This is a genomic window from Glaciihabitans arcticus (assembly GCF_004310685.1).
Lineage (GTDB): Bacteria > Actinomycetota > Actinomycetes > Actinomycetales > Microbacteriaceae > Conyzicola > Conyzicola arctica.
This window is the reverse complement of record NZ_SISG01000001.1, coordinates 2,691,744-2,717,385: the sequence shown is the minus strand read 5'-3', so window position 1 is coordinate 2,717,385 and position 25,642 is coordinate 2,691,744. Positions and strand designations below refer to the sequence as shown.

General features: G+C 67.9%; 9 protein-coding genes. 2 read left to right on the top strand and 7 right to left on the bottom strand.

The window, feature by feature from the left end:
• Positions 1-64: 64 nt before the first annotated feature.
• Positions 65-6,712, bottom strand: a complete 6,648-nt coding sequence (locus EYE40_RS13180; RefSeq protein ID WP_130982378.1) for a family 78 glycoside hydrolase catalytic domain — start codon at positions 6,710-6,712, stop codon at positions 65-67.
• A gap of 46 nt (positions 6,713-6,758) precedes the next feature.
• On the bottom strand, positions 6,759-12,770 hold the full coding sequence (locus tag EYE40_RS13175; protein ID WP_130982377.1) for a family 78 glycoside hydrolase catalytic domain: 6,012 nt from the start codon (positions 12,768-12,770) through the stop codon (positions 6,759-6,761).
• Positions 12,771-12,962: 192 nt separating this feature from the next.
• Here EYE40_RS13175 and EYE40_RS13170 point away from each other — a divergent pair, with 192 nt between their 5' ends.
• On the top strand, positions 12,963-13,379 hold the full coding sequence (locus EYE40_RS13170) for a MarR family winged helix-turn-helix transcriptional regulator (RefSeq protein WP_240034816.1): 417 nt from the start codon (positions 12,963-12,965) through the stop codon (positions 13,377-13,379).
• A 5-nt stretch (positions 13,380-13,384) separates the two neighbouring features.
• The gene (locus EYE40_RS13165; RefSeq protein ID WP_130982375.1) at positions 13,385-14,677 is read left to right on the top strand and encodes an MFS transporter; all 1,293 of its coding nucleotides are present in this window, start codon (positions 13,385-13,387) and stop codon (positions 14,675-14,677) included.
• Positions 14,678-14,819: 142 nt separating this feature from the next.
• Here EYE40_RS13165 and EYE40_RS13160 read toward each other — a convergent pair whose 3' ends face one another.
• The 5 genes from EYE40_RS13160 to EYE40_RS13140 all read right to left on the bottom strand — a co-directional run bounded on the left by EYE40_RS13160 (position 14,820) and on the right by EYE40_RS13140 (position 25,639).
• Positions 14,820-15,665, bottom strand: a complete 846-nt coding sequence (locus EYE40_RS13160; RefSeq protein WP_130982374.1) for a transglutaminase family protein — start codon at positions 15,663-15,665, stop codon at positions 14,820-14,822.
• On the bottom strand, positions 15,662-16,591 hold the full coding sequence (locus EYE40_RS13155) for an alpha-E domain-containing protein (protein ID WP_130982373.1): 930 nt from the start codon (positions 16,589-16,591) through the stop codon (positions 15,662-15,664). The genes EYE40_RS13160 and EYE40_RS13155 overlap by 4 nt, the downstream gene beginning before the upstream one ends.
• A complete protein-coding gene (locus EYE40_RS13150; RefSeq protein ID WP_130982372.1) occupies positions 16,585-18,285 on the bottom strand; it encodes a circularly permuted type 2 ATP-grasp protein in 1,701 nt (566 codons plus the stop codon). Before EYE40_RS13150 ends, EYE40_RS13155 begins: the two co-directional genes overlap by 7 nt.
• A 63-nt stretch (positions 18,286-18,348) precedes the next feature.
• Complete coding sequence (locus EYE40_RS13145) at positions 18,349-18,996, bottom strand: hypothetical protein (RefSeq protein ID WP_130982371.1); 648 nt, start codon at positions 18,994-18,996, stop codon at positions 18,349-18,351.
• 49 nt (positions 18,997-19,045) lie between these two features.
• On the bottom strand, positions 19,046-25,639 hold the full coding sequence (locus EYE40_RS13140; protein WP_130982370.1) for a family 78 glycoside hydrolase catalytic domain: 6,594 nt from the start codon (positions 25,637-25,639) through the stop codon (positions 19,046-19,048).
• Positions 25,640-25,642 lie beyond the last annotated feature (3 nt).

The following is a 25,642-nucleotide window of genomic DNA, read 5'->3' as shown; positions in this document are numbered from 1 at the left end:
GGAGCCTCCTTGCTGAGGTCATAGTAGCGCGCGGCGGGAACCTCGGCCCCCGCCGCGCACCGTGCTACTTGACCTTGATGGAGACGTTCGGCGAGGAGTCACCGGCATAGGTCGTCGAGCCCGCATACACGGCCCCCACGACGTACGTCTTCTTCTGCCCGAACTTCACCGAGAGGGTGGCCTGGCCGTTCACCAGGGTCACCGTCTTGAACTTCTTACCAGCGAGGTAGACCGTCACGGTTCCCGCCGGCGTTCCCACCGGAGCGCTGACCGTCATCGACAGCACCACCGTGGAGTTGCGCGTGACCGAGGTCTTCGACGCCGTGAGAGTCGTGACCGTGACGACCTTGGGGATCGCCACCGTCGCCGCGGTCGTGACCGCTACTCCGAGCAGCTCGGGCTTCGACGCCGTCACTCGCACCGAGATCGTCTTGCCGATGTCGGCCGGTGTGATCAGGTAGGTCGTGGTTCCGGCGTTCGGGATGACGACCCCGCCCCGCAACCATTCGATCTCGATGTCGAGCCCGGTGGTGTTCCACGTGCCGGTCGTGGCGGTGAGCGTCGAGCCCACCTTCGCCGTTCCCGTCATCGTGGGCTTCGTGTAGTTGATCAGCGCGTCGACGTCCTTGATGGACACCGCGACCGATCGGGTCTTCTCGACGTTGCCGACCCGGTCTGTGGACGCGAACTCGACGGTGTGGCGACCGTAGCCGGTGACCGTCACGGTCGAGCCCTCGAGGGTCACCCAGTCATCGCCGTCGACGCTGTACTTCGTCGCGGCCACGCCGGACTCGGCGTCGGTCGCGGTGAGGCGCACGTCGAGACGGTCGCGGTTCGACGGGTTGCCCGCGACCACACTCGCCGTCACGGGGGCGGTGCCGTCGATCCAGACCGGCAGGGTGGCGATCGCCGAAGTGTTGCCGGCGAAGTCGACCGCGCGGGCCGTAACGGTGTGCTTGCCCGGCTCGAACTCGAGCGGTGCCGTGTAGTTCTTCCAGTCGGAACCCGGGAGACGGTACTGCAGGGTCGCGATTCCGACGTCGTCGGTCGCCTCGAGCGCAACCGTCGCATCCGCCGGGAGCCAGCCGCCCACGGGAGCGAGGCTCGTCGTAAGGGTCACCTCGGGGTCGGTCGCGTCATCGATGGTGATGTAGCTCACGTCGTGGGTACGGTTGCCCGCCACGTCGTCGGCCACGACCTCGACGCGGAAGGTTCCCGCACCGTCGAAGACGAATACGTCACCCTCGAAGGCAGCCCAGGGGCCGTCCGCGAGACGGTAGCGCACGCTTGCCAGACCGGAGGTCTCATCGTCCACCTCGAGCTGGAAGCCGTCGATGTTGACGCTCGGTGCGACGGAGTCGATCCTCAGGTCGAGGGTGTCGATGGCGCCCGCGTTGCCTGCGGCATCCGTCGCGCGCAGGCCGATGGCTGTGTCGCCCTCGTCCGAGACGGTGACCGCACCGCTGTGAGCCGTCCAGTCCGCCGAACCCAGCTTGTGCTCGACCGTGACGGGGGCGCGACGGTTGTCGCGTGCCGTTGCATCCACCGTCACCTCGCTCGTGTACCAGCCGCCGGCACCGATCTCTCCGGTGACGACCGGCTCGAGGGAGGGTGCGAGAGTGTCGGCTGCCGCCGGGGTGACCCAGACGTCGGCGAGCGAGGGGTCGTAGTAGGTGCCGCTCGACTCGCTCTGGAATCGAAGGGTCACCGTGCCGCTCGTGAGCAGCGCGGGGTTGTCGACCAGCACCACGGTCGTGGCCAGGCCCGCGCCCGAAGCGGTGCGGGTGTAGTCGTGGCGCTCGATCTTCGTGCCGTTGACGAACACGTCGTAGACCTTGCGCTGCGGACCGTCGAAGGTGTCGACCGTCTGGATCGTGAAGGGCTTGCCCTGCTCGATCTTCGCGGTGAACTGGATGAACCCGTTCGGGTCGAGACGATCCGCGTAGCGACGCGTGCGCCCCGCCTCAGTGTTCGTGCCCGACCTGCTCGAGAACGTCGTGGCGTGAGCGGTCTCGGAGGCCGTGTTGCCGAGGTCGACGTAGTCGGTGAACGCGGTGGTCCACAGGTCGGCGATCGACGGGTCGTAGGTGTTCGGCACCAGCGGATTGTTGTTCTCGATGCGCACCACAACACTGCCCGAGGCGCTGAGCGTGGTGTCGCTCACCGGGATCGAGTAGGTCACGAGGCTGAGGCCGCCGGTGTGCACGTTGATGCGGCGCTGCACGAGGGTGCCATTGACAAGGACGCGGTAGTCCTTCGTCTGGTTCCTGTCATAGGTCTCGGTCAGCTTGAGGGTGAACGGCTTGCCCGCGGGCACCGCGAGGCGGTACTGCATAAAGCCGGTCGGGTCGGTGATGCCCACGTAGCGACGGCTGCGTCCGGCTTCGGCGGTTACGCCCGAGCCGTTCGACTTGGTCATCTCGTGTGCGGCCTCCGAGACCGCTTCGCCGACATCCACATAGTCGTACTGGGTGAGGGTCGGGCCATCGAGGCTGAGGTTCACCGTCGCGCCGACCGTGACCGAGCTCCAGGTCTCGCCGCCGACCGCGAAGGCCAGGACGAGGGATGCTGCCCCGCCGTTCGCCGTCTCATCGACCTGCAGGGTCACCGGTACAACGAGGGAGCCGTTCGAGGGAACCGTGACCGGCTCACCGCTCGCGATACGCCATCCCGCGCTCGCGGTCTGGAGGGTTCCCCGAACCGCGGTGCCGGAGGCGTTGGTCACGGTCACGTTAGCCGTGACGGCGCTGCCGGGTGCTGCCGCCGGAATCGCGCTCGCGGTGAGGGAGATGGGACTCGTGACCGAGACCGCACCCGTCACCGGAATCGTCGCGGTTGAACCGTTGAACCGGTAGGTGGCCGTGCCCGCGAGCGGGTTGGATCCGAGCGGACCGGCGGCTGCGACTCGCACCGAATAGGCGCCTTCACGGGTTGCCCCCGGCGCCAGCACTGCCGCGACCGGGTGGCTCAGCGAGAGCACCTTCCAGCCGGCGGGTGCGGTGAGCGACGTGTCGACCGAGGCGAGCTCGGAGTCCCCGTCGTTTTCGACGGCGATGGTCGCCGTCGCGGTACCGGAGGGCGACACGGCACCCGCGCTGACGACGATCGACGCCGAGACGTCGAGGAAGCCGGCGGAGAGCCCGGAGAGATCGGCCGAGACCTCGGCAACCGCGTCGAGCAGCTCCGCGTCCGACTCTGCAGCGATGAGCAGGGTCGTCAGGGAGGCCAGGCGGGCAAGAGCCGTGTGGACGGCGAGGGCTGCGGCCGAGTCGGTGGTCGCGGCATCCGCTGCACCCACTGCGGCGCGTGCGTCGTCGACATAGCCGTCGGCGAGCGCGCGGTCAGAGACCGACAGCCCGGCACCGTCGAGCGCGTCGTCGATGGCGGCGAGGCCGTCGGTGATCGTGCCGAACGTGCCGGCCACCTCGTCGATGCTGAACGCGTAGTGACCGGAGCCGACCTCGATGACGGCGTCGGAACCGCTCAGCGTGACGCTCTCGACACCCACGGCGTCGGCCACGGCGACGTCACCCTCGAAGACCTCGTGGAGGTTCTTCGCGGCGATGCGCACGGTCGAGGTGGTGTTGGCGGGCACGTCGACGGTGAGGGCCATGCGGCCGCCGGTGATGGTCCAGTCGCTTGCGACCCTGCCGTAGACGGACGTGTGTCCGACCGCCGCGTGGGTGAGTCCGCCGCCCGGCTGGGGCGCGATGACGGAGTGCTTGAACCCCGGTTCGGTCGAGCGGATGCCACCGATGGTCTGGTACATCCAGTCACCCACCGCACCGAACGCGTAGTGATTGAACGAGTTCATGCCGTAGTCGGTGGGCTGGCCGTTCGCACCGAGCGAGTCCCACTTCTCCCACATGGTCGTCGCACCCATCGCCACCTCGTAGCCCCAGGACGGCGCGGTCTCACTCATCATGAGCGAGTAGGCGACCTTCTCCTGGCCGGACTGGGTGAGCGCGGGAAGCAGGTACGGCGTGCCGAGGAAGCCGGTCGAGAGGTGACCGCCCTTGGCCGCGACGCGTGCGGCGAGCTTGGTGCCGGCCGCCTCGACGAGGCTCTCGGGAACGAGCCCCATGCCGATGCTGATCGCGTAGGCGGTCTGGCTGCCACCGGTCACCGTGCCGTCGGCCGCGACGAAGGCGTCCTGGTACGCGGCCTTGATGGCTGCGAACTTCGCGGTGTAGGCGGTCGCCTCGGCAGTCCTGCCGGTCGCCGTGGCCATCTGCGCCATGAGGTCGACGCTGTGCGCGTAGAAGGCGGTGCCGAGCACGTTCCCGGGGGTCGGGTCGCTCAGGTTGAGCCAGTCACCCCAGTGGCCGTAGCCGGGGCGCACGTTGTTCACGGCCTGGGCGTCGAGGAAGTCGATGTAGTCGACCATCGAGTCCCAGTTCTCGGTAATGATTCCGGTGTCGCCGTAGTTCTGCCAGACGACGAAGGGAACCGTCACACCGGCGTCGGCCCAGCCGGTCGAGCCCGCGTCGCACGAGTCGTGGACCGCGGGGTTCTTGCAGAACTGCGGAGCGACCTCGGGGTAGGCGCCGTTGGCGTGCTGTGCGTCGCGCATGTCGGTCATCCACTTGCGGAGGAACTCCTCCGAGTACATGTTGAACGCGGCGGTCGGGGCGAAGACGTTGATGTCACCCGTCCAGCCGAGGCGCTCGTCGCGGGCCGGGGTGTCGGTCGGAACCGAGAAGAAGTTGCCGCGCTGGCCCCAGACGATGTTCTTCTGCAGCTTGTTGAGCATCGTGCTCGAGGAGTCGAACGTGCTCGTCGCCTCATTGTCGGAGCCCTCGACGAGGCCGGTGATCGTGGCGAGGGTCGGGGTGCCGACGAAGCCGGTCAGCTCGACGTAGCGGAAGCCGTGGTATGTGAAGCGAGGCACGTAGGTCTGCGCTCCGCCGCCCGCAACGGGGGTGAAGTAGTCGGTGGCCTTGGCCGAGCGCAGGTTCTCCATCGCGACGGAACCGTCGGCGTGCAGGATCTCCGCGTGCTTGAGCGTGATGCGCGCACCGTTGTTGGCGTTCGCGCCGACGTTCAGGCGCACCTTGCCGACCATGTTCTGGCCGAGGTCGTAGACCCACGCGCCGTTCACATTGGTCAGCGTGATTGGGGCGAGCTCCTGCGTGATGCGCACGGGCGGCTCGGGCTGCGGCTCGAGCTTGCTCGTCGCGAGGGCGCCGGCGTCCAGCACGGCGTTCCAGCTGGAGTCGTCGAAGCCCGCCTCATCCCAACCGTCCTGCCACTTGTTCGCGTCGTAGGTCTCCCCCATCAGGAGGTCGGAGGCCAGGACCGGGCCCTTCGTCGTCGTCCAGTCGCCATCCGTACCGACGATCTTCTGTGAGCCGTCGGCGTAGGTGATGACGAGTTGGCCGAGCAGGCGCGAATCGGTGCCGTACTGGTTCGGACCGAACCAGCCGAGCGAGCCCGAGTACCAGCCGGCGCCGGTGAGGGCGCCGATGGCGTTGTCGCCGGTCTTGACGAGGTCGGTGACATCGTAGGTCTGGAAGGCGACGCGCTTGTTGTAGTCGGTCCAGCCCGGGGCGAGCTCGAGGTCTCCGACGCGCTCACCGTTGATGCGGAACTCGTACACGCCGAGCGCCGAGGCGTAGAGGCGGGCGCTCGCGATATCGGAGCCTGCGGTGAAGTCGGAGCGGAAGATCGGCTCGGTGTCGAGACCGTTCAGCAGTCCGTCGTTGACCGCATAGACGCGGCTGCCGGCGACGGTCTGGGATCCGCCGGTGAACGTGGTGTCGCCGAGCGGGAAGGCGGTGTTGACGAGCGTCTTCGGCGCTGCGCCGACAGTGGTGACCTTGAGGCTGTGCGCCGTGCCGCTCTCGCCCGCGCTCGAGCGGAACCCGACGTAGCCGCGCGCGAAGTTCGTGACGGGCGTGGTGACGACCAGGTGGTCGTTCACGTAGGTCGCGATGCTGTTGCCGACCACGTCGAAGCGGAAGGTGTTGGCGGTCGTCGAAGTGATCGGGCCGTTGAGGAACGTCGGGTCGATCTTCGTGCCGGTGGGGACGTTGTAGTTGCCGTTGGTCCTGATGTGCGGGCGGATGAACGCGTCGGTGCCGCTCACCGAGATCTGCCACATGTAGGCGTTGCTCGCCGAGGCGTTGGCGCGAAGGTAGACGCCGAGGGCTCCCGTGATCGAGCTGGCGGAGAGCTCGACGCTGTAGTCCTTCCACTGGTTGAGGGCTGCTTCCGAGTCCTCACCGATCCAGTCGGCATCCCACTCGGATGCGGCCAGCAGCGCGGTCTCGAAGGATCCGACCGTGCTCAGCGCCGACTCCCGCCCGTGGTTGTCCCGAACCTGCACGGCCCAGTAGTACGGGGTAGCCGATTCGAGCGCCGGACCCGCGTATGTGACATCCACCGACTGCTCGCTTGAAACCCAACCCGGGTTCCAAACGTCAGCGTCCCCGGCCGCGGCCTTCGCGCGGGTGCTGGACACGACGATGCGATGTGCGGTCTGCAGCGTCGCCCTCGTATCGGACTTCAGCTGCCAGGTGAACTCCGGGTCATCCCCGTTGATGCCGAGCGGGTTGACGAGCGAGTCGGTGCGCAGCCCGGCCGCTGCCAGGGGCGCGTCCGCAGCGGACGCGGCCCCCGCACCGATCGTCGTGCCACCGACGATCAGTGCCATGGTGAGCGCTAGAGCGGCGACCCGGGTGGGTCGGGTGAGGAATCGCTGAACAGTCATCGGAAGCTTCCTTGCTGGGTGACGTCGGGTGAAAGAGGAGTGGGGACTACTTGACGCGCACGTAGCGCACGGAGGAGGTGTCGGCGGCGACCTGAGTGTTGCCGACGTACCTGACCGTGATCGCGTGGGTGCGCTTGAGGCCGGTCGTGAAGGTGAAGGTGCCGGTGCCCGCCACCACCTTGGTATTGCCGATCAGCTTGCCGTTCAGGTACACGTGGGCGGTTCCGGTGGGCATGAAACCCGACGACGTGACCTTGATCGCGAGGGTGACCGGCGTCTTCGCCTTCACCGTGCTCGCCGACGTCGTGAAGCTGACCACCGATCCGCGCTTCGCCACGACCTTCGAGACCGAGAAGGCGAACACCTGCTCCTGCAGCGCCGTCGACGCACCCACCCGAACTGCGAGCTTCAGGCCGGAGTCGGCCGCCGCGACCTTGTACTTGTTCGACGTCGCACCGGGGATGACGACACCATTGCGGTACCACTGGTAGGTGGCGGATACCGTGGAGATGTTCCAGGTGCCCTTCGAAGCGGTGAGCGTGCTGCCCGCCTTTGCCGTGCCCGTGATGACCGGCTTCTTGGTGTTCTTCAGCAGCGTGACCTTGGCGATGGTCGCGGTCGGGTCGGAGACGGCCGAGGCCGCCTCGAATCCGGCCTTGGTCGCGGTGACCCGCACCGTGACCTGCTTGCCGCCGTCGTTGGCGCGCACCACGTAGTTTGCGGTCGTCGCGTTGCTGATGGCGACTCCGCCGCGCAGCCACTGGTAGCTGAAGGCGAGGCCGGTGGTGTTCCACAGACCCGTCGAGGCGCTGAGCGTCGAGCCGTACTTCGCGACTCCGGTGATCGCCGGGGCGACGACCGAGCCGATCACGTCGACGTCTTCGATGACGACCTCGGTGGCCTCGACCTGGCCGATGTTGCCGGCCACATCGGTCGAGAAGTACTCGACCAGGTAGCTGCCGAATCCGCTGATCGTGACGGGTGTCGAGCCTGCCGCGGTCCACGCGTCGCCGTCGATGCGGTAGTGAGTGGATGCAACGCCGCTCATCTCATCCTCGGCCTCAAAGGTCACTGTCGCACGATCCAGTGTCGCAACGTCGGCGGAGACCTCGGTCACCGCGTCCGTCTCCGGAGCTTCGGAGTCGAGTTTGACTGTGACGTTCTGGCGGGCCGTGGTGTGGCCGGTGCCGTCGCTCGCGCGGTAGCCGATCGTGGTCGTGCCCTGCGCGGTGACGGCGATGGGTGCCGTGTAGGCCGCCCAGCCCTCACCGTCGGCGACCTCGATCACGGGGGCGGTTCCGCTGTCGTCCGCGGCGGTCACGGTGACCGTCGCCGGTCCGCGCACCCAACCGTTGGAGCCGTTCGGGCCCGTGGCCGTCACGTTCGCGGAGACGAGCGGGGCGGCGTCCGCGGGAGCGGGCAGCGTCCAGACGTCGGCGATCGAGGGGTCGTGGAAGCCGGGGAGGCTGGTGAAGCGCATCTCGACGCGCACCGTGCCGCTCGTTGCCGCACTCGCCGGGACCAGCACGTCGTAGGTCTCGATGCCCGCACCCTTCGAGGTGTTCTGGCGCGCGTGCACGACAGTGCCGTTGACCTTGACGTCGTACTTCTTGGTGGCGATGCCGTCGTAGGTCTCGGTGGCCCGCAGGATGAACGGCTGTCCCTGGTTCACGTTGATCGTGAAGGAGAACCACGAGCCGGGGGTGCTCGCGCCGGAATAGCGACGCGAAAGACCGGCCTCGAGGGTGGTGCCGCTGGTTCCCGACTGTTGGATGGCACGTGTGCTCTCCGCGGTCGCGTCACCCAGGTCGACCCAGTCGATCACGTCGGCCGGGGTGCGGCTCAGCGTGATGGCGAGCGCCGCGTTCTTCTCGGCGATCGCGACGCTGCCGCGCACGAATCTCGTGGCGACCGTGTAGCTGCCCGAGTTGATCGTGGCCGGAGTCAGGAAGGGCACAACGACCGTGCGGGTGGCTCCCGGCGCGACCAGCAGGTCGGCCGAGGGAACCGCGGGGGTCCAGCCCTCGGGCAGTCCGAGCGTGATGCGGCCGGCAACCCCGACGGTGCCGGAGTTGGTCAGCGTGACCGTTGCGTCGGCGTGCCCGGATGAGGTCACCACGGCTGTTGCCGCGCTGATCGCGATGGGCGAGGCGACGGTGAGCAGTCGATCCGTCGAGCGCACGTGGATCTCGCGACCGGAGAGGGAGTAGCTGAAGGCGAGGGTCGCATCCACGGCCCCGACTTCGGCATCGGCCGGAACCGTCGTCGTGAACGCGAGCGCGGCGCTTGCACCCGAGGCGAGGCTCGCGAGCTCGAGCTCGTCGGACTCGACGGCCCAGCCGCCCTCGATGGCGATGGACGCCTCGAGGTCGCTGAGGTCCGCGGGTCCGTTATTGGCGACGGAGACCGCCGCGCTGACCTCGTCGCCGGCAATCGGGCTCGTGGTGAGCGGTGCGACGGCGATGGTCACCTTGATGATCGCGGAGATGGCGGACCCGAGGATCTCATCCACAGCACCGTTCTCGGCGAGCAGCAGCTTCTCGACGACGGGGTCGAGACCCGAGTCGGCGATCAGCACGTCGAGATCGGCGAGCCCGTCGACCACCTCGAGCAGGGGCGGTACGGCGTTGCCGTTCGAGGTGATGGCGGTGAGCGCGGCGAGAACGTTCCCGCGCGCGGCCTCGATGCCGGCGGTGATCGTCTCGGCGGTTGCGCCGTTCACGTCACCGAGGCCCGCCAGGCGGCCGACCTCTGCCTCGTAGTCGTCCAGCGCATCGAAGACCGAGTTCAGGATCTCGCCGCTGCGGTGCACCTCGAACGAGTAGCTGCCCGATCCGACGGTGAACGAGACGTTGCCGGTGCTGGATGTCACGTCGGTGACACCGTCCGCGCCGGCGAGCGGCGAGCCGCTCTCCGAGACCGTGAGCGCGCTCGAGCTGGGGATCGTCACCTGTGCGGTGGTACCGACGGGCACCTCCACGTCGAGGGTGAGCCCGGCTTCGGTGGTCTCCCAGTGGCTGGTGATCTTTCCGTACACGGAGTCGAAGCGACCCGATCCCTCGGTGAGTCCGCCGCCGATGGCGGGTGCGATGCGCACCGACTTGTAGCCGGCCTCGAGCGGCGCGATGCCGCCGATGTTCTCGTACATCCAGGTGCCGACCGCGCCGTAGGCGTAGTGGTTGAAGGAGTTCATGCTGACGTCGCCGAAGCTGCCGTCGGGCATGATCGAGTTCCAGCGCTCCCAGATGGTCGTTGCACCGTTGGCCACCTCATAGCCCCACGAGGGGTAGTCGGTGTGATTCAGCATCCGGTATGCGATGTCGTTATGACCACTCGCCGTGAGGGCCGGCAGCAGCCAGGGGGTTCCGAGGAAGCCGGTCTGCAGGTGGTAGTCGGTCTGCGCGAGCTTGGCGACGAACTTGTCGCCGACCGCCTGCACCTTGCCGGCCGGGACGAGTCCCATGCCGAGCGCCATGGCGTACGCAGTCTGGCTGTTGCCGCTCACGGTTCCGTCGGTCGCAATGAAGGTCGACGCGAAGGCGGCGCGGATGTCGGCCGACTTCTGCTTCAGCTCGTTCGCGCGGGCCGTTTTGCCCACTGCCTCCGCCATCTCGCTCAGCATGCGGGCGTTCTCGGCGTTGTAGGCGGTGGAGATGATGTTGCCGGCGGTCTCGTTCGCTCCGACCAGGTTCAGCCAGTCCGCGTACGGTCCGCGGGTGCCGCCGATGTTGTCGGATCCGGCCTCGGTGAGGACGAAGTTCATGAACTTGTCCATCATCGCCCAGTTCTTCTCGATGACGGCGGTGTCGCCGTAGGCCTTGTACAGCGAGTACGGCACGGTGATTCCCGCGTCGGACCAGCCGGCACCGCCACCACAGCAGCCCGGCATGGGAGCGACGCCCGGCAGGTCTCCGTTCGGCGACTGGGCCTCGGTGAGGTCGATGAGCCACTTGTTCAGGAACGCCTGCGTGTTCTGGTTGTACGCGGCGGTCTGGGCGAAGACGTTGATGTCACCCGTCCAGCCGAGGCGCTCGTCACGGGCGGGGGTGTCCGTCGGGATCGACAGGAAGTTGCCGCGCTGGCCCCACGTGATGTTGCTCTGCAGCTGGTTGAGCAGCGGACTGGAGCTCGAGAACGAGCCGGTCGTGTCGAGGTCGGAACCCCAGACGAGGCCGGTGATGTCGCTGAGCGCTGGGGCCACCGTGGTTCCGGAGACCTCGACGAAACGGAAGCCGTGGTGCGTGAACTTGGGCTCGTAGGTGACGGTGCCAGTGGTTGTGAACGTGTAGTAGTCGGTGACCTTGGCCCCGCGGAGGTTGGCGACATAGAGCGACTTGTCGGGGTTGACGACCTCGCCGTAGCGGATCGTCACGGTCTGGCCGGCCACTCCGGTGAGACGCAGGCGGGCGATTCCGACCATGTTCTGCTCAAGGTCGTACACGTACTTTCCGGCGACCGTCTCGGTCATCGACTTCGCCGGCTTCTCCTCGGTCTGGCGCACCGGCTCGTCGAGCTGGGGAACGAGCTTCGGCGTTGCGGTCGGCTGCAGCGCAACGGAGGCCCATCCCGAAGTCGACGAACTGGTCGTGTTCCAGTCGGCCGCGATCGCGTTCGCGTCCCACGCCTCGCCGTCGATGATGTCGGAGGACTTCATCGGGCCGGAGGTGGACTTCCACGAGTTGTTCGTGTTGACCCACTCGTGGGTGCCGTCGGAGTAGTCGATGCGCAGCTGCGCGATGAGCGAAGGCGTGTTGCCGTAGATGTTCTGGCCGAAGCTCGCGACGGTGCCCGAGTACCAGCCGGGTGCGATCAGGGCGCCGAACGCGTTCGCGCCGCTCTTCACCTGGTCGGTGACGTTGTAGGTCTGGTACTGGATGCGGTTGTTGTAGTTGGTCCAGCCGGGAGCGAGGTGCTGGTCGCCGACCTTGTCTCCGTTGAGGGTGAGTTCGTAGACGCCGCGGGCCGCCGCGTAGATGCGGGCGGAGGTGATGGTCTTCTCGGCGCCCAGCGTAAAGTCCTTGCGGAAGACGGGGAGGTTCTCGACCCGCTTCTTGAGGAAGCCGTCGGCGTCCGCGTCGAAGATCAGGTTGCCATTGGCGATGCGGCCGATGGTGAAGGGGTTCTCGGCGCCGTCGAAGGTCGAGTCGAAGAGAACGGTGCCGTCGGGCTTGGTGACGTTCATCGAGTGGATGGTCGCGCGCTCGGCGCCCGTGGTCGAGGGAGCCTGGCGGAATCCGACATACCCGGTGGTGCGCTGCGTCTCGGTGCGCTCGTCGATGAGGATGTCGTCGATCCACGTCTTGATGGTCGAGCCGATCGCCTCGATCTTCAGGGTGTGTGCGCCGTTCATGAGGGTTGCGCGGGAGATCAGGTTCGAGATGTTCTTGCTCGTGATGAGGCCGATGCCGCCGTTGATGGCCTTGTGCGGGCGGAACTGCACGGTCTGGCCGTCGTCGACGTTGAGCTGCCACATGTAGGCGTTGCGCACGTCGGTGCCGCGGAAGTAGACGCCGATTACATTCTGGTCGAGCGTGAAGTTGGTGGTGACGGTGTAGTCGTTCCAGCGCGAGAGGTCGCCGGCGGCGGAGATCCAGTCGGCGGTCCAGCTGGTTAGGCCGGTCTCGAACCAGGCCGAGTCGCTCCAGGCGGAGGCGTTCTCGTGGTTGTCCCAGGTGCGCACCTTCCACGAGTAGCGCGTCTGCTGCTCGAGGGCCGGTCCGTCGTAGACGAGGTTGAGCTGCTTATCGGAGTCGATCCTGCCCGTGGACCAGATCGTGCTGCCGCCGGCCGATACCTCGACCTCGTAGGCGGTCTGCTCGACCGACCGACCGGTCGACTCGTTCAGCCAGCTGAAGGTCGGGTCGGTGAGTCCGACGCCGAGGGGGTTCACGCGTCCGTCGGTGCGCAGGCCGCTGACGGCGAGGGCAGGAGCGTCCGCGGCGATCGCGGCGACTCCTGACGTGAAGGTGAGTCCCATCGCGAGCCCGGCGGTGAGCAGTACGGCAAGAACGCGCGTTGCAAGGCGGGGAGGCGTGGACAATTCCTGAGGCGTAGACATGAAGTCTCCTATTTCGACGCTGAAATGGGGCCTGGGAGATTGAAGTGTGGATAAACGATTGGGTTAATGAATCGTTTCATCGAACTGCCAGTTTTCGAAGCGTAACCGAGCGGGCTCACCGAGTGCAAGCTGTCTACTCGTATTCGTCGCAACCTATTTCATTAGCAACGCTAATGAGCTAGGCTAATGAACATGGCTAACGATCTTCCGCAGGAGCTGAGACTCGTCGTGCAGCGCCTCTCCCGGCGCGTGCGATTCGAGCGCACCGATGATGAGATCACCGACGGGCAGCGCTCCGTGCTCTTCCACCTGTTCGGCGACGGCGCGCAGACACTCGGCCAGTTGAGCGAGCGCGACCGGGTTTCGCCGCCCTCCATGAACCGCACCGTCAACGCCCTCGTCGCCCTCGAACTCGTGACCCGAGTGGCCTCCGAAACCGACGGACGCAAGGTGTCCATCGACCTCACCCCCGCCGGCCGCAGCCTCGTGCAGGAGACCCGCCGCAAGCGCGACGCCTGGTTCTCCGCCCGCCTCGCGAAGCTCACCCCGACCCAGCGCGCCGTGCTCGCCGAAGCCGCCCCGATCCTCCGGGAGCTCGCCGACAGTTGAGTGCCATGTTCCGTTCCCTCGCCGGGTTCAACTACCGCATCTGGTTCGCCGGTGCTCTTGTGTCGAACATCGGCACCTGGATGCAGCGCACCGCCCAGGATTGGATAGTCCTCACCGAGCTCACCGACAACGATGCCGTCGCGGTCGGCATCGTCATGGCCCTGCAGCTCGGTCCGCAGCTGCTGCTCGTTCCGTGGTCCGGCCTCATCGCGGACCGCTTCGACCGCCGCAAGCTGCTGATGGGCACCCAGGTTGTGATGGCCCTGCTCGGCCTCGGGCTCGGCGTGATCGTGCTGCTCGGGGTCGCCGAGCTGTGGCACGTCTACGCGTTCGCCCTCGCCCTCGGCGTCGTGAGCGCGATAGACGCCCCCGCCCGGCAGGCGTTCGTCTCCGAGCTCGTCTCCGAGAAGAACCTGCCCAATGCGGTGTCACTCAACTCGGCGTCGTTCAACGGCGCGCGCCTCGTGGGGCCGGCGGCAGCGGGCATCCTCACCGTCGTCGTCGGCGCGGGCTGGGTGTTCATCATCAATGCCCTCACCTTCGTGGCGACCCTCGTCGCCATGATGCTGCTGCGTCGGGATGAACTGCGCACGGCCCCGCGGGCTCCGCGCGGCCCCGGCCAACTGCGCGCCGGCATCAGCTACGTCAAGCGCCGGGCGGACCTGCTCGTGGTGTTCGCCATCGTGTTCCTGGTGGGAACCTTCGGGCTCAACTTCCCGATCTTCGCCGCGACCATGGCGAAGGTCGAGTTCAACCACGGTGCCGGGGAGTTCGGGCTGCTCTCCTCGATGATCGCCATCGGCTCTGTCACCGGCGCACTGCTCGCCGCGCGGAGGGAGCGGCCGCGCCTGCGCATCGTCTTCGTCTCGGCCGGAGCGTTCGGGCTGTCGTGCTTCGTGGCCGCCGCGATGCCGACCTACGAGAGTTTCGCAATCGCCCTCGTGCTCGTCGGCTTCACGTCGATCACGCTGCTCACCACGGCGAACGGTACGGTGCAGACCACCACCAAACCGATCATGCGCGGTCGGGTGATGGCGCTATACCTCGCGATCTTCCTCGGCGGCACACCCATCGGGGCGCCGGTGATCGGCTGGGTTGCGAACGAGTTCGGGCCGAGGTTCGCGATAGTCGTGGGCGGGACATCCGGGATCATCGCCGGCCTGATCGGCCTGGTCTGGATGATCGTCAGCCACAAACTGCGCCTTCGCCGCCGCGGCTACCGCCTGCGGCTCGTGCACGATCGCAGCACGCGGGAACTGGATCTGGCCACGGACGAGTCGATCGCGCGACGGGCCTAGCTACTTTTCGTCGTAACTCGTTACGCGGGTCGTTTCCCCGCTTCCCTGAATCGATCCAGTTTCGGGAAATCGACCTTGGATGCCGGGCGAAGGTCGATTATCCGCAACTCGAGGGTGGGACATCCCGAACCGACCGCGCGACCTAGCTCTCGCGGGTGATCTCCACCTTGACGAAGAGCTCGGAGCCGTACGGGCCGGCGTAGACGCCACGAAGGGGCGGCACGTCGTTGTAGTCGCGACCGCGGCCGACCGTGACGTGACGGTCGCCGATGTCGATCAGGTTCGTCGGGTCGAAGCCGCGCCACTCGCCGCAGAACCACTCCACCCAGGCGTGCGATTCGCCGGCTATCGTCTCGCCGATCTCGGCGGACGGCTTCGGGTGCAGGTAGCCGGACACATAGCGGGCCGGGATTCCGACCGAGCGCAGGGCGCCGAGTGCGATGTGCGTGATGTCCTGGCAGACGCCCTTGCGCACCGCCCAGGCCTCCTTCGCGGTGGAGGTCACGGCGGTGACGCCGTGCATGTACTCCATCGCATCGCCGATCGCCGTGCAGATCTCGAGAGCGGCCTCGCACGGGGAGCCGGCACGTCCGGCGATCTCGGCGGCGATCGCCAGAACGTCATCCGGCGGCGCGGTGCGGCGGGTCTGCGCGGTCTGCTCAATGTAGGAGGTGGCGCTCTCTGAGGCGCGGGTCAGATCGTCCCACGACAGCTTGAGCTCAGCGTGCGCCTGTGGACGCACCTCCACGAGGCTCGTGGCGGTGAGCGACAGGTCATGGTGCGGCGTGAGGATCTCGAAGGACGCGACCCGGGAACCCCAGTAGTCGACGTAGGTGTGCTGGCTGGAGATCGGCAGGATCTCGAGGTTCGAGAACAGCACGAGCTGGCCGTCTGCCGAGACGGGGAGCATTCGGGCCTCGTTGTAGGACGCCGTGACGTCCCCGCCGTAGTGGAAGCCGGTCATGTGGCGGATGCGAAGGCGGTTCATGAGCTCTCTCCCACCCAGCTCGGCGCGGCGTTCGTCGGGAAGTAGCGCTGGCGGATGGCCTCTGATGCGGCGCTCGTGGCGAGCTGCACATTGTCCATGTGGTGCGGCAGGTCGTCGAGGATGTCGGCGATCGGACGGTACTCGAGCTCGGAGCGGATCTGCCCGAGCAGGCGCTGGGCCTGGTCGGAGACTCCGACCCGGTCGGCGCGGGGCTCGATCTCACGCATGCAGGCCTCGGCGCGGGACACCGAGAACAGGATGCTGCGCGGGAACAGGCGGTCGAGCAGCAGGAACTCGGCGGCGTTGCGCGCGCTCGGCACACCGCGGTAGGTGCGCAGGTAGGACTCGTATGCGCCGCAGCTGCGCAGGATCGTCGTCCACGATGGGCCGGACGCCTCGGTGAGCGAGCGCGTGGCGAGTAGGCGCGCGGTCATGTCGGCGCGCTCGATCGAGCGGCCGAGAGTGAAGAACTGCCAGGCCTCGTCGCGGCTCGTCGCCGACTCGATGATGCCGACGGCGAGGGCCGAGCGCTCGCGCACCCAGCCGAAGAACTCGTGCACCTTGTCGCTCGACACCTTGCGCGGCATACGCGCGCGGGTCGTGTTGAGGCACTCCCACAGCTCGGTGGACACGATCTCGCGAGCGCGGCGTGCGTTCTCGCGGGCTGCTCCGAGCGAATAGGCGATGGATGCGGGTTCGGACCGGTCGACGGCGAGGATGCTCAGCACGTCCTGGCGGGTGAGCACCTGATCTTCGGGGGCTTCCGAGCCCATCACGCTCAGCAGGGACCGGCAGGCGAGGTCTTCCTCGATCCACGGGTCCTCGAGCAGCAGCTGCAGGTGGACGTCGAGGATGCGGGCCGTGCCGTCGGAACGCTCGATGTAGCGGCCGATCCAGAACAGTGATTCGGCGATGCGGCTCAGCATGATGGCTCCTCACACGCGACCTCGGTCGCAGGCTCCCTCGGAGCTGGGGTCGCGCAATCGCTGGCGCGATTGCCCCTAGCTCCACCGCTTTGCTGCTGCTGCTCCTGCTGGCCGTTGCCCTTGGGCCGATCCTCGGGTCCGTGGTCCTGCAGGTGCTCGGCAGAGATGATCGGGATCGACTGGGTGTTCGACGCCTGGTCGGCGACGAGGCCCTGGATCGAGTGGCGCGACACCTGCAGCGGGTCGAGTCCGACCACCCAGGTATCCTTCGAGCCGCCACCCTGCGAGGAGTTCACGACGAGTTCGCCCTCGGGCAGCGCGACGCGCGTCAGCCCACCGGGGAGCACCCAGATGTCCTTGCCGTCGTTCACGGCGAAGGGGCGGAGGTCGGCGTGCCTCGGCCGCATCCCGTCGTCGACCAGCGTGGGGATCGTCGAAAGCTGCACAACGGGCTGGGCGATCCAGCCGCGCGGATCCTTGATGAGCGTCTTGCGGAGCTTCTCGAGCTCGTCCTTCGACGCGGCGGGTCCCACAACGAGGCCCTTGCCCCCGGAGCCGTCGACCGGCTTGACCACGAGCTCGTCGAGGCGGTCGAGCACCTCCTCGAGGGCGCCCGGATCTTCGAGGCGCCAGGTGTCGACGTTCTTGAGGATCGGGTCCTCACCGAGGTAGTACTTCGTGAGTTCGGGCAGGTAGGTGTACACGAGCTTGTCATCGGCGACGCCGTTGCCGACCGCGTTGGCGATGGTGACGTTGCCGAGGCGCGCCGCGAGCATCAGGCCCGGGCTGCCGAGCATCGAGTCGGCGCGGAACTGCAGCGGGTCTAGGAACTCGTCATCCACTCGGCGATAGATCACGTCGACGCGGGTCGGTCCGCTGGTGGTGCGCATGAACACCCGACCGCCGGAGCAGAACAGGTCGCGGCCCTCTACGAGCTCGACGCCCATCAACCGCGCGAGCAGCGTGTGCTCGAAATAGGCCGAGTTGTAGACGCCGGGCGTGAGCACCACGACATTCGGGTCATCCACGCCATCGGGGGCGGACGCGCGCAGCGCCTGCAGGAGCTTGTGCGGGTAGTCGCCGACCGGGCGCACGCGCATCGAGACGAACAGCTCGGGCAGCGTCTGCGCCATGACCCGACGATTCGAGATGACGTAGGACACGCCGGACGGGACGCGCACGTTGTCCTCGAGCACGCGCCATCCACCTTGCTCATCGCGGATGAGGTCGATGCCGCTGACCTGGATGCGCACGCCGTTCGCGGGTTCGATGCCCGCGGCCTCGCGGTGGAAGTGGCTGGACGACGTGATCAGCTTGGCCGGAATGACGCCATCCCGAACCGCCTCCTGCTTGCCGTAGATGTCGGCGAGGAAAGCCTCGAGAGCACGCACGCGCTGCTTGATGCCGGCCTCGACCTCGAGCCACTCGGCCTGGGCGATGACCCGCGGCACGGCGTCGAGTGGGAAGGGACGCTCCTCGCCGGCGAAGTCGAAGGTGACACCCTGGGCGAGGTAGGAGGAGGCGAGGGCGTCGGTGCGACCACGCAACTCGTCCTGGGTCATCTGGGCGAGCGCCGCGTGGATCTCCTTGTACGGAGCTCGCGCGGTGCCCGGCTTGGAGAACATCTCATCGAACGCGGACGTGCCACTCGAGCGTGTAGCAGTCGCTCCGTAGCCGTCGAACAGGTCTCCCATTCGCCCAGCCTAGACGGCTGATGTTGCGGCGTTGTTTCGGGAGCGGAAGGCGGCGTGGCCGGCTCAGTGCTTGTCGGGCCCGGACACCGCGCGACCGAGCCACGCGACGCCCACGAACACGAGAATCCCGATGAACATCAGCACCAGCTGCGTGATGCCGGACTCGATACCGCCTAGCATCATGTTCCATTGTGCGAGCGGGATGACGCCGGCCACCACCACGAACAACAGGGCGAGCGGGTTGCGCTCCCGCACGATGAGCCAGCCGACGGTCACCGCAACCACGAGCATAAACGTCACGTTGCCCACGGTGAGCGAGATCGGGATGCCCGCCGAACCGAATGGGCTGCCCTTCAACCGGGTCACGGCCAGCACGAACGCGAGGATCACGAAGCCGACCGTGAGCCCGATCGCGAGAAGGCGTCGGACCGCGCTCGTCGGAGCGAAACTGAATCCGAGAACGATCAGACCCAGGGCGATGAGGACCTGCACGATCATAAAAGCGACGACGCCGGCGGGAATCATCATGCCGATGAACACGGAATAGATCTGGCCGGAGAACGCGAGGAACGTGAGGTACGCGCCGACTCCGACGGTGACGCGGGCGAGCTGCGCACGCACGCGCTTTTCCGGACTGGCGGGGCGCGCCGGCTGCACGGCGTATGGCTGCGGTGCCGGCACGGCCTCGGGCGCGATCTGATTATTGGTCATGACTCGACCCTACGCGGGGAGGGCACCCGGTCGGGCGCCCTCCCCGCGATCAGCGTCGTCGAGCGATGAACAGCGCCGCTCCACCACCGCCGAGCAGCAGCAGGAGACCGGCGACGATCCACGCGATCAGCCCAGGGTCGAAGCCGCTGTCGGCGTCGGGCGCGGCGACCACGGGGTCGCTCGGCTCGGGCGCGTCGGTCGTCGGCTCCGGTGCGGGTGTCGGCTCGGCCGTGGGCTCCGCCGTCGGTTCGGTGACCTCCTCGTCGTCGGTGTCGTCCGCCGACGATCCGCCGCCGCCGCCGGTCCCCGGGTTCGCCGAGGGCGCCTTGGGGGGCTTCGGCGGCTTCGGGTTCGTCGGGTGGGTGGGCGTCGTCGGCGGGTTCGGCACGGCGATGATCTTTGCTTCGACCGTGCGCTCCGCCTCGACGTTGCCCGCGACATCCACCGAGCGGTAGTCGATGCTGTACTGGCCGATCGCGGAGAGCGTGAGGCTCGCCCCGGTCGTCCAGGCACCCCCATCCACACGGTACTGGGTGCGCTTCAGGCCCGAGGTCGCGTCCGTTGCCGCGAAGGCGATCGATCCGGCGCCCTTCGCGATACCGGCCGTGAAGGTCGATCCCAGCGTGGCGGTCGTGACCGGTGCAACCGTGTCGATGCGCACGGTCAGCTCGGCGTTCGCCGAACGGTTGCCTGCGGCATCCACCGCGCTGTACACGATGCCCTGCACGCCTTCACCACTCAGCGCCAGCGGAGCCGTGTAGTCGGTGACTGCCGCTCCGTCGATCGAGTACCGGATGCCCGGCGCCCCGCTGCGGTCGTCCCGGCTGAGCAGCTCGACGGAGACCCCGTCCTCGCGGTACCAGCCGGTCGCTCGGTCGGGCGAGGCGGGATCGAGCACCGCAGAGACCTGCGGCGCGACGGAGTCCGCGGACACCGGAAGCGTCCACACGTCCGCGATCGATGGATCGTAGAAGCTGTGGTCGGTCTGCGTCTCGAACTTCAGGTGCACCGTGCCGTCGGTCGCGTAGCGGGCCGGCACCAGCACGTCGAAGGTCTCGGTGCCCGCTCCCGTGGTGTGCGGGAATTGCCGCAGGTGCACCTCTTGGCCGTCGACGTAGATCTTGTAACGCTTGGTCTGCGAACGGTCGTAGGTCTCGATCGAGCGGATGACGAACGGCTCGCCCGCCTCCACCGTCATGTCGAACTCGAACGAGGAGTAGTCGACCAGGTGACCGGCGTAGCGGCGGGTGAGCCCCGCCTCCGAGTTGCGGTTGCCGAGGCCACCGGAGGCGGCGATGTTGTGCGCGGTCTCCGAGGTCGGCTCGCCGAGGTCGGCGTGGTCGTAGCTCGTGCCGAGCGGTGCGAGGGCGACGGCCAGCGGCACACTGCCGGTGGCGTGCACCACGCTGCCGCTGCGGAAGTCGAACTCGATCGGCGCCGCCAGGGACGCGGTCGACGAGGAGAGCGGAACGAACACGGGCACCTTCAGGGTCACCGTACCGCCGGCCGGAACCAGGGTTACCGGCGTCGCGAGCGGCGTCGTCCAGCCCGCGGGAACGGTCGTGACGAGCGAGCCCGTCGTCGACTGCGCGCCCGAGTTCGCGAGCGTCACGGTGAGCGTCGCCGCGTCGCCCGGCTGCACGGTGGTGGGGGCGATGGTCGCCGAGCTGACGGTGAGCGCGGAGTCCACCGTGGTCGCGACCGGCACGTCCACGAGGATGCGAACGCCGTCGAAGCCGTAGGCGAGGTGCGCCGTCGTAGGCGTGGCGCCCGGCAGCGCGTCGGCCGGCGAGGTCAGTCGCACATCGGCCGAGGCCGTCGCTCCCGCCTCGAGGGCCGTCGCGATGCTGCGCTCACCCGAGGGCGTGACGGTCCAGTCGTCGGTCGGCGGCGTGACCTCGAGCAAAACGGCGCCGAGCACCGCGGTGCCGCCGTTCTGCAGTCGCACCGTGGCGGTGGTCGACTCCCCCGGCTTGACGCCGGCCGGCGCGAGCGAGGCGTCAGCGGTGACACCGAGCAGCGAGCTCACGACCGTATAGACGAGCGTTCGAATCGCATCCGCGCCTTCGGCGAGCGCGTCCTTCGACGCCGTCGAGGTGTCGAGTGCGGTGATGTTCTCATCCAGGCCGTCGAGGCTGGTCACGAGCTTGGCGACGTCGCGCGCGGCGCCCACCCGCTCGCCATCGCCCAGCTTCGCGATGGCCTCGAAGACGAGGGCGCGCTGCGCATCCAGAGCAGTGACAAGCCGGTTGCGCTGCGCGTTCGTGAGCTCGCCGTTACCGACGAGGTCGACGATGGTCGCTTCGAGGTCGTCGATTCTTTCGAGGATGACCCCGAGCTCACCGACACTCGTGTTGACGGAGAAGGCGTAGGCACCGGAGCCCACGACCACCACGACATCCGCGCCGTCGATGGTCGCCGAGCGGACTCCGGGCGCATCGGCGAGTGGTGTGCCGCCCTCGGTGACCGCGTAGATGCTGCTCGCGGGCACACGAACCGTGGCGACCGAACCTACCGGCACGTTCACGTCGAGGCTGAGCCCCGTCGCGGTGGTGCGCCAGTCGGAGCTGACCGGGCCGAACGGCGTCTGCGTGGTTGCCTTCGCCCAGCTCAGCGCCTGGCCGGTGATCTTCGGGGCGATGGAGATGTCGCGGTAGCCGCTGGTCTCCGACGCCCGGATACCGGCGACGTCGTGATAGAACCAGTCGTCGACCGTGCCGAGGAAGTAGTGACCGAGGGAGCGGGCCTCCGTCGACCAGTGCTCCCACATCGAGGTCGCGCCATTGTTGATCTGGTAGCCCCAGCTCGGGTAGGCGGTCTGCACGGCGAGCTCGTAGGCGACGTCCTCGTGGCCGTAGCGCGTGAGCACGGGCAGCAGGTACTTCGTGCCGAGCACACCGGTGTTGAGGGTTGTGCCCTTGGCGCGCACGTCGACGACGATGCTGTCGGCGACGCGCTGCGCCATGGCCGCGTCGGGCGCCAGGTCGAAGGCGAGGGCGAGCACGTTGTGCGTCTGGCGGTAGCCGCGGTCGCCGGACCCCTTGTAGTAGCCGCCGGCCTCGTCGAGGAAGCGCGCGTTGAACGCGTCCTTGACCACTGCCGCACGGGCGCCGAACTGCGTGGCATCTGCGGTGCGACCGGTGAGGGTCGCCGTCTTCTGCATCGTCACGAGCATCTCGTAGAGGTACGCCGTGGCCGAGACCTTGGTGTCTTCGGGAGCGTTGCTGCCCGCGGGGCTCGCCTCGGGGCTCACCCAGTCGCCGAGGCGCGAGTCGGCGATACCGCCGGGCGACCGGCCGTACTCGAGGTCGACGTAGGCCTTCATCCCGGCGTACTGCTCCTCGATCACGCGCTTGTCGCCGCCGTACTGGTACAGCCACCACGGGATCATCACGTAGGCCGAGTGCCAGACCGGGGCCACACCCCAGTCGCCCCACTGCGCGGAGCTCGGAGCGATCACCATGGGTGCGCCCGCGGCGTTGCGCGACTCGTGCAGGTCGCGCATCCACTTGGCGAACAGTTCGTGGGTATCGATGTTCATCATGAACATCTCGGCACCGACCGCCGCGTCACCCGTCCAACCGTTCTTCTCGAACATGGGGGTGTCGGTCGGGATGCCGTGGATGTTGTTGTACAGGGTGTCGACGACGGCCCGGTGGGTCTTGTTCATGATGTCGTCGGAGCTCTCGAACGAGCCCGTCTCTGCGGCGTCCGTGTGCAGCACGAGCGCGGTGAAGGCGCTGAGCGGGGGCGTTGCTCCCCCCGGCCAGCCGGTCACCTGGATGTACTGGAATCCCTTGTAGGAGAACTTCGCCTGCCAGGTCTCGGGCGCACCCGTGCCGGCCAGCACGAAGCGGTCGGTCTGGAATCCGGAGCCGAAGCCGCCGTTGTTGTCGAAGTTGACGAGACCGGTGGTGCGCAGCTTCTCGCCGTACTGGAAGCGGATCTGATCGCCCGCGTCTCCCTCCGCGGTGATGCGCACATTGCCCGCGAGCATGCGCGGGAACTTGACCACGAAGGTGCCGGGAGTGGGCTCGGTCATCGACTGCGCCGCGATCTCCTCGGTCACCCGGATCGGCTGCTGGCGCTGGTTCACCAGTTCGCCCCTCGGCCCGCGAACCTCGCTCGCGTCATCCCAGCTCGCGTCGTTGAAGCCGACGGTGTCGAAGCCGTTCTGCTCGAAGCTCGCGTCGTAGAGCTCACCGCCGTAGAGATCGTCGAACCTCGTCGGTCCGTCATGGATCGACCACGAGTCATCCGTGATCACATTCTCGACCCGGCCATCGGAGTACTCGATGCGCAGGACGGCGCGCACCACGGGCTCGTCGTGCCAGGTTGGCTTCTCCCAGTTCCAGACATTGCTGCCGGTCATGCCGTAGAAGCCGCGGCCGAGCTCGACGCCGATCGCGTTCGCGCCCTGGTCGACCTGGTCGGTGAGGTCGGCCGTGGCGTACTGAACAGTGTCGTCGTAGTCGGTGAATCCGGGGGCGAGGATGTCGTCGCCGATCGCTGCGCCGTTCACACGGAAGTCGGCGTAGCCGCCAGCCGCATAGAACAGGGTTGCGTTGCGCACGGCGCCGGTCACCGCGAACTGCTTGCGCAGCAGCGGAGCCGGGTTGACGTCGGCCGAGGGCGGGCGAACGCCGGTGCCCCACGGGCCGGAGCCGAACGCTGCCTGCACGACGCTCACACCCCAGGCCGAGTCATCGAAACCGGTGGCCTCGAAGCCGTTCGGGATGACCTTCGAGCCCTTCCAGTCGGCACCGGTGCGCACGATCTGGGAGCTGCCGTCCGAGTAGCTCACGCGGATGGCGGCGACGAGTCCGGCCGCGGAGCCCGGGCCGTTCGTGGTGCGCACGGCGAACACGTTGCGGGACGCCGCGAGGTCGGTCGTGAAGCGCTTCGAGGACTGCCACTCGTTGACGGCGCCCTCCGTGAAGCCGACCAGGCGGCCGTTCACCGAGAGACGGAACGAGTCGTCGGCGGTGATGATGATCTCCGCCTTCGTCGCGGTCTTGCCGGGCGGGGTGTCGATGGTTTTGCGGAAGGCGCGATCCTCGCCGGGCGGCGGGTTGCTGTCGGGGGTCCAGATCCAGCTGGAACCGGTGAGGCTGAGCTCGGCCTGCGTTGCGGAAAGCGAGGGAACGGCGACCCGGTCGCCGTAGACGAGACCGCGGTAGAGCCCCATGTCGCGGGCGTTCGTCCACCCGGTGGTGTCGAAGCCGACGGTGGTCCAGCCAGCGGGAGCGGTGGCGAGCGAACCGAGCTTCGAGAGGAAGCCGGTGTCGGTCATCGCCTCTGTCGAGGTGCCGTCTGTGTAGCCGATGCGCACGCGGGCCAGCACTCCGCCGTAGGGCGCGTTGCCCGGTGTGGTGAGGGCGATCGCGAGAACGTTGTCGCCGCCGCGCGCCGCGACGTTCACGACGTCTGCGGTCTGCCACTCGTCATTCGTGCCGAGGTTCTGGGCAACGAGCTCGCCGTTCCAGTAGGTGTCGACGACCTGGTCGCCCGAGACAGCGAGCTGCGCCCACGCGACCTGCTTCGTCGTCGAGACCGGAATGACCTTGCGGAACAGCGTGGACGGCACGGGGTTCGTGCTGCCCGCGCCCGCCAGGATCCATGACGCGGTGTCGAGATTCAGCCCGGTGTCGGGGGTCGCGACGGCCGGAACGACGACCTGCGCACCCCACGGGCCCGCGCCGTAGACGGCACGCGCGGCAGCCGCGACCCAGCCGCTCTGCGCAAAACTCGAGAGGTGCCATCCCGAGGTCGCGGTCTGGGAAGACGACCAGGTCGCGTCGGTCGACACGGTCTGGGTGCTGCCGTCGGTGAACAGGATCGTCAGCTTGCCGACGACGGCGCCATAGGTCTTGGCCGAGTTGTTGAGGCGCACAGCGAACTGGTTCGCGCCGGGCTGCACCTGCACGGCGGTGCGGGCGGCGAGCTTCCACGCGTCGGCGGTCGCGGGGCGCGAGGAGACCTGTGTGCCGTTGAGGAAGGCGGCGAAACCCGAATCGGCGGCCATGACAAGCTCGGCCGACTCGACGGTCTTGCCCGCGGTCAGGGTGAACGCCTTGCGGAAGTAGCCGGGCGGCGTGTTCGATCCGGTGTAGGGCGGGTGGATCCAGCTCGCGCCGGTGAGGTTGGCGCTCACCGCGGCGGTCTCCTGCACGCGGTCGTTGCCGATCCAGGCGCTGTTCTGCCAGTCGGCCGCGTCGTACAGCCCGGTGCGGAATTCGGATGTCGCGGTCGCGGCTCCAGCGCTGGTGACGACGTCCACCCGCCACGAGTAGCGGGTCGCGGGGTCGAGGGCCGGGCCCGTGTACTCGACATTCGCAGAGGCGTCGGATGCGACCACACCGCTGTCCCACCCGCCGGTCGCGTCGGCGTTCTCGGACACCCGCAGTCGGTACGACTCCTGCGAGATGTCGCGGGTCGTGGAGCTCGTGATCCACGAGAAGCGCGGCTTCTCGACGTCGATGCCGACCGGCTCGACCTTCTTCTCGACGGCGAGGCCGGAGAGGGTGACGACGTCTGCCGCTACGGCGGGCAGGGCGGTCGTGACGGCACCGGTCAGCGCGAGAATCATCGCCAGCGCGAGCGCGGGGAGGCGCGAGGTCTTCATCGGGGGTCCAATCGTCATTGA

Excerpts from the sequence above, each read along its gene's own strand:
- EYE40_RS13180 (WP_130982378.1), bottom strand. The coding sequence starts at position 6,712 with ATGACTGTTCAGCGATTCCTCACCCGACCCACCCGGGTCGCCGCTCTA.
- EYE40_RS13165 (WP_130982375.1), top strand. The coding sequence starts at position 13,385 with ATGTTCCGTTCCCTCGCCGGGTTCAACTACCGCATCTGGTTCGCCGGT.
- EYE40_RS13175 (WP_130982377.1), bottom strand. The coding sequence starts at position 12,770 with ATGTCTACGCCTCAGGAATTGTCCACGCCTCCCCGCCTTGCAACGCGC.
- EYE40_RS13160 (WP_130982374.1), bottom strand. The coding sequence starts at position 15,665 with ATGAACCGCCTTCGCATCCGCCACATGACCGGCTTCCACTACGGCGGG.
- EYE40_RS13155 (WP_130982373.1), bottom strand. The coding sequence starts at position 16,591 with ATGCTGAGCCGCATCGCCGAATCACTGTTCTGGATCGGCCGCTACATC.
- EYE40_RS13140 (WP_130982370.1), bottom strand. The coding sequence starts at position 25,639 with ATGACGATTGGACCCCCGATGAAGACCTCGCGCCTCCCCGCGCTCGCG.
- EYE40_RS13145 (WP_130982371.1), bottom strand. The coding sequence starts at position 18,996 with ATGACCAATAATCAGATCGCGCCCGAGGCCGTGCCGGCACCGCAGCCA.
- EYE40_RS13150 (WP_130982372.1), bottom strand. The coding sequence starts at position 18,285 with ATGGGAGACCTGTTCGACGGCTACGGAGCGACTGCTACACGCTCGAGT.
- EYE40_RS13170 (WP_240034816.1), top strand. The coding sequence starts at position 12,963 with ATGGCTAACGATCTTCCGCAGGAGCTGAGACTCGTCGTGCAGCGCCTC.